Raw genomic sequence first — 11,920 nt, forward strand, 5'->3', positions numbered from 1 at the left:
TTTGTTTTCACGCAATTCCGGACGGAAAAACCGCTTCGCACTTTTCCTGGAATTGCTTTATGCTGCGGCGCGACGCTTGAGCGCCCAGCCTTCCGGCCTCTCTTCAACGATGCGGGCGGTGTCACCGATGGTGATCCTGCCGCTGCCGCGCGGAGTGACATTCCAGCCGAAGAGCGGGCCCGGCACGCGCCGATCGGCCGACATGCGGATGCGGCCCATGGCCGGCATCGGGTTTGGTCCCTCGCGGGACCCGGTCAACTGGTCCTGCGTCGTCATGATGCAGCGGGAGCAGGGTTTGACGAGATCGAAGCGGATGCCCGCGATCTCGATCGCCGCCCAGCGGTCCTCCGCCCAGGCCTCGTCGGTATCGATGACGATGTTCGGACGGAAGCGTTCCATGCCGACACTGCCTTCGCCATGAGCGGCGAGATCGGCATTCAACGCTTTCAGCGAGCCGGTCGTCGTCACCAGGATCTGGTAGCCGTCGGTAAAGGTGACGGGCGTGGCTTCGCCGGCCCATTCGGCATTCGCCGTCCGCCGTGCCTGCCCGTCGAAGAAGACCAGGCGCACCTCGCGGCCAAGCCATTCCGAAAGCTGCCGGTTGCTCTCCGGATCGGCGACGGCGGCGTTGACGGCAGATTTCCACACGATCACATCCATGCGGGCTTCAGGCTGAGGCGGTGGTACCGATATGTCCGTTTTCCCCTGCATCAGCAGCCGAAAGGCACTCGCTTCCGGTCGTACCTCGATGCCTGCGAGGTCGGGCAACTCGCGCTGGGTGATGAAGTGCCCTTGCGCATCGGTGATCATCGCCCGCCGGTCGCCGGGAAGCCCATTGGCGTCGATGTCGGCAGCGGGCAGCGCAATGCCACGGGCGCTCTTGAGCGGATAGATGAAGAGGTCGCTGACAAGCATGCCGTTCTCCTAGATTTCGTCCATGAAGGCCGAGAGGAAGTCGCGCAAGCTCTTGTCACGCGCGGCCGCCAGCCTGCGGCCGGTCTCGGTCTGGAATCCTTCCGCCAGTTTGAACAGCTTCGTCTGGAAATGGTCAATGGCATAACGCTTGTCATCGAGCGGGCGGTCTGCCGCTGCCGGGTCGAACGGATCGTAGAGCCCGGATCCCAGTCGCCCGGCGATATAGAAGCAGCGGGCGACGCCGATCATGCCGATCGCGTCCAGCCGGTCGGCATCCTGCAGGATCTTCGCCTCCAGCGTCTGCGGCGCCACCCCGGCCGAGAAACTATGCGCGGTGATTGCGTGGGCCGCGGCCTCGATATCCGTGCCGCTCCAGCCAAGTTCCGCCAGGATCGCCGATGCCTTCTCGGCCGCCAAAGCCGATGCTTTTGCTCGCAGCGGCGAATTCTTCTCGACGGCGACGCAGTCGTGCAGCAGCACGGAAGCGGCAAGAATCCGCCCGTCGCCGCCTTCTCCCGCATGGATGCGCATGGCATTCCTGAAAACGCGCAGGATATGGGCAAGGTCGTGCGAGCCGTCGTCGCCGTCGGCCGCATGCGCAATCAGCGCCGCGGCAAGCGTTTCGTGTGGGGAGAAGGCTTCAGCCGCGAACATAGCGCCATCTGTCATGAGGGAGATCGTTTTCCGCCGATGAGCATCGGCTCGGAAGTGGATGCGGACGGGTAAGAGAATGCGACAACGACGATCTCAGGAACCGCAGCCGATTTTGTAGCGGCTTGCCGTGCGAGTCGCAATCGACGGGGGTCTCAGTGCTTGGCTTTGGGGAGACGCGTCACGCCACCGCTCTTCGGCGGCAGGGAGAGAAGATGGGGCACGTCACGCGCCGGTCTCGGCGGGCTGATGTGATAGCCCTGGATCTCGTCGCATTCCTCGCATTCGAGCAGTGCCAGCTGCGCGGCCGTCTCGACGCCCTCGACGGTGACGCGCATGCCGAGCGCATCGCCGAGCAGGATGATCGCGTGCATGATCGCATGCGCTTCCTTGTTGTCGACGATGTCGTTGACGAAGGATTTGTCGATCTTGATCTTATCGAAGGGGAAGCTCGAGAGGTAACTCAGTGAGGAATAGCCGGTTCCGAAATCGTCCATCGAGATGCGGATGCCACGCTCCTTCAGCGCATGCAGGATCGGCAGCACTTCGCTCAGATTTTCCATCAGCACGCTCTCGGTGATTTCGAGTTCGAGCCGCGACGGCGACAGCGCGGCGGTGGCAAGCGCCTCGCCGACATCGCGTGTCAGGTCGCTGCTGCTGAACTGGATTGCCGAAACGTTGACGGCGACCTTGATGCCCTCCGGCCATTGCGCCGCATCGTTGCAGGCGCGGCGCAAAACCCAACGGCCGATATCGACGATGAGGCCGACTTCTTCGGCAAGCGGAATGAAATCCATCGGCGGAACGCGGCCTCGAACCGGGTGGTTCCAGCGGATCAGAGCTTCGAAGCCGCAGATGCACCGCTGCGAGAGGTCATAAAGCGGCTGGTAATGCAGCTCGAACTCCTCGTTCTCAACGGCTGCTTTGAGGTCCGCCTCCAGCGCGTGGCGCAGCTGCATCTGCGCTTCCATCTCGCTGGCGAAGAAGCGCTCGCGTTTGCGCCCGTCCGCCTTGGCATGTGACAGCGCCACGCCGGCATTTTTCAGCAGGATATCGGTTTCCTCGCCATCCTCAGGGGCGATTGCGATGCCCATGGAGACGCTGAGCTCCAGCTGTTTCTCGCCGTGGAAGAATGGCTCGGAAAGCTCCCGGCGGATCTGCTCGGCAAGCGCGGTTACGTTCCACGGCTGCTGCTTGCCGGTCTGCAGGATGGCGAATTCGTCCGAGCCGAGGCGCGCCAGGGTGTTTTCCGAACCGGCCGAGGCTCGGACGCGGTCCGCGACCTGCTGCAGGATCTTGTCGCCTGCCGAAGCGCCCATCGTGTTGTTGATCGATTTGAACCGGTCGAGATTGAGGTGAACGAGGGCGATTTGCTCATCCGGCTTGCGTTCCGCAAGCGTCGCATCGACCTGTTCGCGAAAATGGATGCGGTTCGGAAGGCCGGTCAGCGGGTCGTGGTGGGCGAGATAGGTGATGCGCTCGGCCGCCCTTCGATCCTCGGTGATATCGGCATGGATGGCGATGCTGCTGCCGTCGGAAAGGATAGTCACCATGCTCTGGATGATTCGGCCATCATCCATCAACCATTCGCGCCGACGGAGACCACTGCTTCTTGCGGTTGCGGAGGAATGTCGCCCGGTCTGCCGGCCGGGCTTGGCGTTCTCCGTACCACGCATTTTGGCCGTGAGATCGGCGATTGTCGCGCCGGCAGTGAGATCTTCTTGCGTCAGGCCGAAGAGCTGACGGAAGCGGGTGTTGGAAAGCGTCAGCCGCTGGTCGGCGTCGAAGACGCTGAGACCGAGCGGCAGGTTGTTGAGAATGATTTCGAAGAGTTTTTTCTGTCCGTCGAATGCCTGGCTGAGCGCTGATATATTGCCTCTCAGCACATGGTTTTCCTTCCGCAGCGTTTCCACGCTTCTCTCGATTTCGTCATAGTTGCTTTCATGGACGCGATAGGTCGCGATCACGAGATCCATCAGACGCTGCGCATCGATCGATCCATCGTCCGTAACGGCCTGAGTGCATTGCTGCCAGAAAAGCGCTTCAGCTTTCATGTGGATGCGTCTAGCGTGGCAGCTGCCACGGCCTCGTGGGAAGGTGCCTTCGATTGACGTACGTGCATCATTACGCCGGACATGAAAACCTTTCTCAAATGAACACAGAAATTGCTTTTATAGTCGGACTGTCTGGTGGCAATGCGTGACGCCCATTTTCTATGGGTCGAATTAATATTCGGTTGCAGTGCAACAGCGACGGGCACTTGGTCAGACAATTGTCTGTATGTGAAAAATCGCTGAAATATGGGGGAAATCGGCCAGCTGGCGCAGGCGGCAGGCGCCTTGGCGGCGTTCCGTTAACTTTTGTCAATCATCGTTAATGAGAAGTTAACAACTTATTGACGCACTCCGCAAATCAGTTTAACCACCGAGTCAGCACTGATTTTCCACGTTCGTATTGCGTACAAACACCACCGGCAAAAGGCGGTGAATGGAGGTTTGTATGACCAGCACCACATCCGTTTCAGACACCTCATATGCATATCTGGCGACGCTTTCGCGTCTCGATGCCAATGGCGATGGCGTCCTCAGCCGCGGCGAACGTGCCGCCGATGAGAAGCCCGGCATCATCAAGGAACTCCTGGAAGACGATACCAGCGGCGACACGCAGCCGAAATTTTCCGGCAGCCTGATCGCGTTGATGATGGACACGCGCAACAGTGGCACGGCAAGCAACATCGCCGTTTCCTATCCGTTGCAGCAGACCGCGCCGGCGACCGGCGATCAGTCCGACGATCTCTACCGGAACACCTACGGCCAGTTCGACTTCAACGCCGTCGCCTGAACGGCGTCCCGATTCGGGTGATCAAGCCGGCCGTTTGGCCGGCTTTTTTCGTTACGTCTTCTTCGTTCGATCTTCCTCGGTCAGGAACACCTTCCGGTTTGACACGTTCAGAAGGACAACCGGACGGAAGGAGATCTCCATGAAAGCCCTGCGCATTATCGCCGCCCTGACCCTGCTTGCGGTTGCATTGCCGGCGGGCGCTCAGGACAAGCAGACGGCGGTCGCCAATTTCGTCGGCAAGGACGGCAAGGAAGACGGTCGCGCGCAGCTGACGGCTGCCGCCAATGGCGGCGTCCTGATCGAAGTCGAGATATCGGGACTGCCGGCGAACAAATGGGTGGCCTTCCATGTTCATGAGACCGGCCGATGCGACGCCGCAACCCATCACGAATCGGCCGGCGGTCATTTCAATCCTGAGAAGGCGGAGCATGGCATTCTTGCCGCCAAGGGTCCGCACGCTGGCGATATGCCCAATCAATATGTCGGGCAGGATGGCGTGTTGCGGGCACAGATCTTCGACAGCATGGTCACCCTCGACGGCAAGACCGACGGCATTCGCGGCCGCGCATTGATGGTGCACGCCAATTCGGATGATTATCGCAGCCAGCCTTCGGGAGATGCCGGGGAAAGACTCTCCTGCGGCGTCGTCCAATAGCTACGGCACAAGTCCTTTAATCGGGATCGATTGAGGGACAAAGCCATGCAGTAATTCAACCTGTGCACAACGCCGCTGGTCTTAAAAGATCCGCGGCGCCGCAATGTCTCACTGTCGCGTCTGCGTCGGCTTTTCGGCGGTTGCCTTGCCGTTGGACTTTTTTGGTGGCGCGGCATCTGAAGCATCCGCATCAGCGACCGGTTTCTTGTCGAAGGCGAGTTTCACGCGCTTTACCATGTCACGGCTGACCAGCCACCAATCGCCGGTCTTTGCCCAATAGCGCAGCGTTACGGAGATCGCGCCGTCGCCGAGGCTGTCGATGAAGACACTCGGTGCCGGTGACGTCAGCACTCTGGAATCGGCTCTGGCAAGGCCCATCAGCCTCTCCATCGCCAGATCGATGTCATCCTCATGGGCGACGCTGATTTTCAGCTCTTCCCGCCGCGTGGGCTCGCGGCTGAAATTGGTAATTGGCGTGTTCCAGAGCGTCGAATTCGGCGCCAAGCGGTAGAGCCCGTCGCCAGTCCTGAGTTCGGTCGCAAACAGTCCGATTTCGCGCACCGTACCGGCCACGCTGCTGGTCTCGATATATTCGCCGACGCGGAACGGTCTGAGGATCAGCAACATGATACCGGCCGCGATATTCTGCAGCGTCCCTTGCAGCGCCAGCCCGATCGCCAGGCCGGCTGCGCCGAGCGCCGCGATGATCGAGGCGGTCTGGACGCCGAATTGGCCGAGCACGGTGATGAACACCAGGATCAGCAGCGCGTAGCGCACGACATTGGTGAAGAAGCGTGCCAACGTCTCGTCGATGCCGTGGATGCGCGACAAGCCCTCATAAGCCCAGCGGCTGACGAAGCCGGCGAGCGTCCAGCCGATGACAAGCAGGACTAACGCCCCCAGGATTGAGAAGGAATATTGGACTGCGAGCGCGCTTGCTTGGCTGAGTGCCGTTCGGGTGGCGAGGAGGACATCGGCTGCCTGTTGTTCCATGATCTGGCCTGTCGATTGTTCGTGGTCGGGGCCTAGATGGAGCGGCCGGCGGCAGCGTCAACCGCAGGCGGCGTCTCGGATCGCAAGCACGAAGGGCGCATTGCCGTCGGCATCGGCACCGCGTCCGATGGCCCGCACCGCCGCAACCAGCCGGCCGCAGCGGCTAAGCAGGGCGTCGCCGATCTCGATCAGCCGGGCATTCGGCGTCGCGAAAGGTGAGGTGGCGCGCAGCCGGCGGGCCAGCGTTTCCTCGTCCTGATCGGGTGCCAGCGACAGTGCGGCAATGAGGGCAGCGGCCGGTGATCGCGACACCCCCATCCAGCAATGAATGAGCAGCGGCGTCTCCTGCTGCCATGAAGCGGTAAAGTCGATAATCCCGCGCACATGCGTCTCGTCAGGCGCCACGAGATCACCGGTGCCCTTGAAGACGATATCGTTCATAGAAAGTGTCAGATGGCGCTCTGCGGCGATCACGCCCGGCCGGTGAAAAGCCTGCTCCTTGGCGATCAAGCTGATCATGTCACGCGCCTTATGGCGCACCGCCATTTCCGCGATGCGCGACAGCGGCGAGACGACGATGAAGGTCACGATACCATCTCCCGCTCGACCTCGATCGCCGCGAAGCGCTCGCAGAACAACCGCTGGGCTTCGATCGCCGGCAAGGGCTCGATCATCAGCATGTCCTTGCTGACGCCGCGAGGCTGGCCGAAGAATTTCTGTGCCTCGGCGGGTGTGAAACCCGCCAGCACGGTCGCTTCGAAATAAGCGGCGATCGTGTCGGCCTTCTTGATCCGGTCCTTGAGATCGCGCGAGGGATGCGGCGGCAGGCCGAAGCGCAGGTGCACGGCGGCCTCCAGCCGCTTTTCCACCGTCTTGTAGCCGCCGCCGACCACCGATTTGAACGGCGAGATCATGTCGCCGATGACATATTCGGGTGCGTCGTGCAGCAGCGCCATCAGGCATTCCTGTGGCCGCGCATCGTTGAAGCGACGGAAGATATCCTCGACGACGAGACTGTGCTGGGCCACCGAAAAAGCATGATCGCCGGAGGTCTGGCCGTTCCAGCGGGCCACGCGCGCAAGCCCATGGGCGATGTCGATGAGTTCGACGTCGAGCGGTGAGGGGTCGAGCAGGTCGAGCCTGCGCCCGGACAGCATGCGTTGCCAGGCACGCGGAGCTTTCGTCGTTGTCACGCGCTGGCCTCGTCGGCGCTGGCGGGAAAGACGAGACCGGACCATGCCGGCAGGACGAGGGAAACAGGCGTGTTGCCGGCCAGCAGCGGTGTACCTGCCGCCATTGCGGCGCCGGCGCGGTCGATGCGCACGATTGCAAGTCCATTGCCGCCTTCGACCGAACCGAGGGTTCCCACAGGCTTGCCGGCGGCGGTAATCTCCGTCCCGGTCTCCGGCAGATCCGTTGCGGCGGACACCGTCACGACGCGCCGGCGCGCAGTTCCGCGGTGCTGCATGCGTGAGACGACCTCCTGGCCGACATAGCAGCCTTTCCTGAAGGAGAGGCCACCGTTGAAATCCATCAGCACGTCATGCGGGAAGGCGTCCTGCAGGGCAAAGTCAGATCCTGATGTGACGATGCCGTGGCTGATGCGCAGCGCGTCATAGAGCGCTTCTGCACCATCGCCGTGTTTGCCGGGCCGGCGGATCAGCATGACGCCCGCCTTGGTGAAGCGGCTATCTCGGGCGCCCTGGCTGCCCCGGATGCCCTCGGCATCCTCGTCCCAGGAAACGGTAACGCCCTCTTCGGTGCTTGGCGCAAGTGTGACGGCGGCGCGCAGTTTGTACATCGTCAGCCGTTTCAGCAGCCCGACGCGCTGGCCGGCATCGGTCTCGATCGTGTAGCCGTCGCCGTCCCGCCAGATCATGAAGTCGAACAGGATCTTGCCCTGCGGCGTCAGCAGCGCCCCGGGCCGCGCTTCGTCGGCGCCAAGCGAGGCGATATCGGTGGTGATCAGGTTCTGCAGGAAGGGTTGGGCTTCCGCGCCGCTGACGAAGAGCAAGGAGCGGTCTTTCAGGAATACGGCTGGCATGGCGGAACCTGTCGCGTTGGTCATCGCTCAGAGGTATGTCTTCATGAGGTGGATCGCAAGCGCCATGCGAAACGTGAAAAGCGCAAGCGAGACGGGCATCAATCGCCCGCTGTGAAGAATTTCCATTTACCCTCAGGCGTAATGCCGAGGCGATAGAAATTGTATCCGCCGAATTCCTGCATGTCGGAGAGATCGCCGGCCGTGACGATGCGCAGCAGCTCGACGCGCTCTGGCGGTGTCAGCGACTTCAGGTCCTTCTCGGCAAAATAGGGCCAGACATACATGTCGTCGGGCGTGCCCTGGCCGACATGCACGAAGCCGGTCGAGATGATGTCGAGCATGATGGCAAGGATCTCGTCGCCGTCAGGATCGCCCGACAGATCCTTCAGCGTGCCGATCGGATCGTCGGTCGGTTCGCCCACAGTCACCTGCGTCTGGTCGGCACCAGTGCCCATCAGCGGCCGCAGCCGCTCGAGATCGCCGGATGCGGCCGCCTCGACGATCTGCTCGCGCAACTTGCGAACCGGCTCTGGCACCTTGCTGATGTCGTAGATCACCTCGGTGGGCTTGGAATTGTCCTGAGCGCCCGGCGTCTTGTCGACACCCTGATTGTTCTGGCTGTTGACCAGTGGATCGGCCATGGGAACACCGGGAGTGGCCCCGCCCTGCGGCTGGCTCTGTCCCTGAGCGCTTCCCTGTGCGGGCGTCTCGTTGGCCGCCTGGCCGGGGATCTTGTGCAGTTCGGAAAGCGCGTAGGCTGCCGGCGCAAGGAAAACATTGCCGGCGGCGAGGCTGAACGCAAGCAGCACCGGCGCGAGCGAAATTCGCGAAACTTTCTCTTTACCGGTGTGCATCAAACTCTCTGGTAACAATTATTGCAGGGTGCGGTTCGCGGAGAATTCGCCGGCAAGCATGCGCTCACGCAGCGAATCCAGCAGGGCTTCGGCGCTCTTTTCCCCATGCAATCTGATCGTCTCGCGCAGCGCATGTGCAATGGCAGCATCAGCGATGATTTCAGGCTCGATGCCGTCGGCCATGCCGTCGGCCCAAGCCTCGTTCTGGTACTCCAGAGCTGCCTGCATCTTTTCGTGGACGATCATGTCGTCGATGTCGTTGAGGCTTGCTTCCATTGTCTTTTCCTCAGAACTTCTCATGTCTTACTGCACAGTTAACAACACTAACAGCCTTTTCCCAAAACGACACGTCCGCTTGCGAAAACAGGTTAATTAAACGTCAATTTCCAAAGCGCGAGGTAATTTCTGTGGCAAGTGTTGCACCTTCGTTACGGTAGCGCTCTTCTGCCACGATGGCCGCCGGGGTGCAATCCGTATAGACCGAGGCGAAGGCGCGATAGCCGCGATTGAAGGCCGCTGTCAGCTTTTCCTTGCGCTGCGGCTCGTTGCCGGTCTCCGAATCGAGCAGCTGCTGCATGCCGTTTCGCCAATCGTCGCCACCCGCCGCCTTGCAGAGCTTTCTCAGATAATGCACCGAGCCCAGCACCTCGGCGAACCGCGCCAGCTTGTCGTCATAGGGCACGCTCACGATCGGCGGTGCAATCTCCTCCTCCTGTGGAGGCGGCGTATTCTTGCCCTGCGCCATCGTGGGGCCGGCCAGGACGAGCAGGGACAGAAAAACGCGTCGAACGGGAATCATGCTCACAGTTGATACGCTCAGCATGACGGCAACAAGGCGTGCTTCAAAGTTTCCACGTCTATTCGCCGCCCGCCAGCCGCTCCGCGCATTCGAGCACGCTCTGCGGTACGGGCAATTGCCGCATTTCCTCCACCGTGTACCAGCCGAGGGCCGCCGCATCGTCGGCGGCTTCCGCCACGGCATCCCGATCCGCATCGACGCGAAAGACCGACAGCAGGAAATGGCTCTTGACGCTGCCGTCGGCAGCATGCGTCTTCAGGTCGTAGGTCGAAAACAGCCGCGGATTACGTGCCGAAATGCTGGTCTCTTCATGGAGTTCGCGCAATGCCGTTTGCTCCGGCGTTTCGCCGGGCTCGGCCCGCCCGCCGGGAAAGGCATACATGTCAGCGGAAGGCGGGTTGCGCCGCAACACGAGGAGGAATCGTCCGTCGCGTTCGAGAATGGCGGAGGAGGCGGCTTTGGCGGTGGAGATCATCGGAGGCTGCTCTTGCTGTGATGGCTCATCTTATCGGAGGAATAGTGCGACGGGGATTCGAAAGGTGCTTCCGTGACCTACATCATCTACGCCTTTGCCGCAGTCTTCGAGATCGCCGGCTGCTTCGCTTTCTGGGCATGGCTCAAGCTCGAAAAATCCATCTGGTGGTTGGCGCCGGGCATGATCTCCCTGGCGCTTTTCGCCTGGCTTCTGACGCTGGTGCCGAGCGAGGCCGCCGGCCGCACCTTCGCTGCCTATGGCGGCATCTACATCCTCGCTTCGCTGCTCTGGCTGTGGCTGGTCGAAGCCCGCGTGCCGGATCGTTACGATATCGGCGGTGCGCTGATCTGCCTTGTCGGCGCCAGCCTCATCCTCTTCGCGCCGAGAGGTTGAGGCGTCTTGACGGAGTACGAGCCGGGTGTAAAGACAGGCCGATGTGTGGACGTTTCGCCCTGACAGTCTCCAGCGTCGACCTGAGCGACGTCTTCTCCGGTCTCGAACTCGACGATTTTCCGGCGCGCTACAACATCGCGCCGACGCAGCCGATCCTCGTCGTCATATCAGGCGAGGGCAGGGAGCAGGGAAGCAACTTGGCCGACCGGCGCGCCGTGCTCGTGCGCTGGGGGCTCACGCCGGGCTGGGTCAAGGATCCGAGAGATTTCCCGCTGCTGATCAACGCGCGCGCAGAAACCGCAATCGGTAAAGCCTCCTTCCGCGCCGCCATGCGGCATCGCCGCGTGCTCATTCCGGCCTCCGGTTTTTATGAATGGCATCGCCCGTCGAAAGAAAGCGGCGAGCGGCCGCAGGCCTACTGGATCAGGCCGCGTCAGGGTGGGGTCATCGCCTTTGCCGGGCTGATGGAGACATGGTCTTCTGCCGACGGCTCCGAGGTCGATACCGGCGCGATCCTGACGACATCGGCCAATTCGGCCATATCAGCGATCCACGATCGCATGCCCGTCGTCATCAGACCCGAGGATTTCGCGCGCTGGCTCGATTGCAAGACGCAGGAACCGCGCGACGTGGCCGACCTGATGCATCCGGTTCAGGATGATTTCTTCGAGGGCGTACCGGTTTCCGACAAGGTCAACAAGGTTGCCAATATGGGTCCCGACCTGCAGGAGCCGGTCGTCATCGAAAAGCCGTTGAAGACGCCCGAGAAGCAAATGCCCGACGACGGCCAACTCAGCTTCTTCTGAACACTGTCCGCCGCACCAGCCGGCCCGTCGGCGACCTATCGGCGCCGACGTGTCACATTGGCGGTGGCGATGCATCGCTTCGTCCATCAGGTTTTTCGGGTTGTGCTTATGTCGGCAGAGCGTTGTCAGGAGATTCCGGCGATCGCCTCTCGACATTCACTTGGTCAGCGGTGCCTGACGGATGTAACCCGAGAGCACGCACGGTTCCAATTTGAAGCCTTCCGCTTCAAGCGGATTTTTTGACGCTGGTCGGCTTATGCTTCGCCATCAGCGATGCTGCGGCAACAGCCTTCAGGCCGACGGGGCGATAGTTGGCGGCGAGGTCTGGCTTGGCCGCTTGCTGTTCGCCGGTACTGCTCGTCTTCGAAGTCACGATACTCTCCTTACGTGGTTCTTCCCTGGGCATTTTATAGTTGGATGTTTCATCACGAATAGCGACAAAATGGGGGCGTAGCTCATCAGGATTTGTAAACGCGCACCATAATTCGCGAGGC

At 61.5% G+C, this 11,920-nt stretch carries 16 protein-coding genes; 4 read left to right on the forward strand and 12 right to left on the reverse strand.

The genetic code is table 11. The features are described 5' to 3' along the window. Positions 1-57: 57 nt before the first annotated feature. The 3 genes from BA011_RS03410 to BA011_RS03420 all read right to left on the reverse strand — a co-directional run bounded on the left by BA011_RS03410 (position 58) and on the right by BA011_RS03420 (position 3,620). Positions 58-915, reverse strand: coding sequence for an MOSC domain-containing protein (locus BA011_RS03410; protein ID WP_065279447.1), 858 nt, complete (start codon positions 913-915; stop codon positions 58-60). Between the two features lie 9 nt (positions 916-924). Beyond that, entirely contained in the window at positions 925-1,584 is a 660-nt protein-coding gene (locus tag BA011_RS03415; protein WP_186806495.1) for an HD domain-containing protein, read from the reverse strand. Between the two features lie 137 nt (positions 1,585-1,721). After that, positions 1,722-3,620, reverse strand: coding sequence for a putative bifunctional diguanylate cyclase/phosphodiesterase (locus tag BA011_RS03420; protein WP_065279449.1), 1,899 nt, complete (start codon positions 3,618-3,620; stop codon positions 1,722-1,724). Positions 3,621-4,053: 433 nt separating this feature from the next. On the opposite strand from BA011_RS03420, the gene BA011_RS03425 reads away from it, so the two are divergent. Both BA011_RS03425 and BA011_RS03430 read left to right on the forward strand, forming a co-directional pair. Then, positions 4,054-4,407, forward strand: a complete 354-nt coding sequence (locus BA011_RS03425; protein ID WP_186806496.1) for a hypothetical protein — start codon at positions 4,054-4,056, stop codon at positions 4,405-4,407. 139 nt (positions 4,408-4,546) lie between these two features. Then, on the forward strand, positions 4,547-5,062 hold the full coding sequence (locus tag BA011_RS03430) for a superoxide dismutase family protein (RefSeq protein WP_065279451.1): 516 nt from the start codon (positions 4,547-4,549) through the stop codon (positions 5,060-5,062). 108 nt (positions 5,063-5,170) lie between these two features. Here BA011_RS03430 and BA011_RS03435 read toward each other — a convergent pair whose 3' ends face one another. The 8 genes from BA011_RS03435 to BA011_RS03470 form a co-directional block, all read right to left on the reverse strand. After that, positions 5,171-6,055: a mechanosensitive ion channel family protein gene (locus BA011_RS03435; protein ID WP_065279452.1), complete on the reverse strand. Its 885-nt coding sequence runs from the start codon at positions 6,053-6,055 to the stop codon at positions 5,171-5,173. A 57-nt stretch (positions 6,056-6,112) separates the two neighbouring features. Then, a complete protein-coding gene (locus BA011_RS03440; RefSeq protein ID WP_065279453.1) occupies positions 6,113-6,643 on the reverse strand; it encodes a tyrosine phosphatase family protein in 531 nt (176 codons plus the stop codon). Next, positions 6,640-7,248, reverse strand: coding sequence for a YfbR-like 5'-deoxynucleotidase (locus BA011_RS03445; protein ID WP_065279454.1), 609 nt, complete (start codon positions 7,246-7,248; stop codon positions 6,640-6,642). The genes BA011_RS03440 and BA011_RS03445 overlap by 4 nt, the downstream gene beginning before the upstream one ends. Further along, positions 7,245-8,099 carry a YgfZ/GcvT domain-containing protein gene (locus tag BA011_RS03450; RefSeq protein ID WP_065282395.1) on the reverse strand — a complete coding sequence of 285 codons (855 nt, stop codon included), beginning with the start codon at positions 8,097-8,099 and terminating at the stop codon, positions 7,245-7,247. The genes BA011_RS03445 and BA011_RS03450 overlap by 4 nt, the downstream gene beginning before the upstream one ends. A gap of 98 nt (positions 8,100-8,197) precedes the next feature. Continuing rightward, complete coding sequence (locus BA011_RS03455) at positions 8,198-8,953, reverse strand: hypothetical protein (protein WP_065279455.1); 756 nt, start codon at positions 8,951-8,953, stop codon at positions 8,198-8,200. A gap of 18 nt (positions 8,954-8,971) precedes the next feature. Then, entirely contained in the window at positions 8,972-9,229 is a 258-nt protein-coding gene (locus tag BA011_RS03460; RefSeq protein WP_003546972.1) for a hypothetical protein, read from the reverse strand. 103 nt (positions 9,230-9,332) lie between these two features. Continuing rightward, positions 9,333-9,776, reverse strand: coding sequence for a TIGR02301 family protein (locus BA011_RS03465; RefSeq protein WP_065279456.1), 444 nt, complete (start codon positions 9,774-9,776; stop codon positions 9,333-9,335). 34 nt (positions 9,777-9,810) lie between these two features. After that, on the reverse strand, positions 9,811-10,227 hold the full coding sequence (locus BA011_RS03470) for an NUDIX hydrolase (protein WP_065279457.1): 417 nt from the start codon (positions 10,225-10,227) through the stop codon (positions 9,811-9,813). A gap of 72 nt (positions 10,228-10,299) precedes the next feature. On the opposite strand from BA011_RS03470, the gene BA011_RS03475 reads away from it, so the two are divergent. Next, positions 10,300-10,620, forward strand: a complete 321-nt coding sequence (locus BA011_RS03475; RefSeq protein ID WP_065279458.1) for a YnfA family protein — start codon at positions 10,300-10,302, stop codon at positions 10,618-10,620. 41 nt (positions 10,621-10,661) lie between these two features. After that, entirely contained in the window at positions 10,662-11,426 is a 765-nt protein-coding gene (locus BA011_RS03480; protein WP_065279459.1) for an SOS response-associated peptidase, read from the forward strand. 226 nt (positions 11,427-11,652) lie between these two features. Here the strand turns inward: BA011_RS03480 and BA011_RS44120 are convergent, their stop codons facing one another. After that, positions 11,653-11,799, reverse strand: coding sequence for a hypothetical protein (locus tag BA011_RS44120; protein WP_017959783.1), 147 nt, complete (start codon positions 11,797-11,799; stop codon positions 11,653-11,655). Between the last annotated feature and the right edge of the window lie 121 nt (positions 11,800-11,920).

This window comes from Rhizobium leguminosarum, from assembly GCF_001679785.1.
In the GTDB taxonomy this organism is placed as follows: Bacteria; Pseudomonadota; Alphaproteobacteria; order Rhizobiales; family Rhizobiaceae; genus Rhizobium; species Rhizobium leguminosarum_R.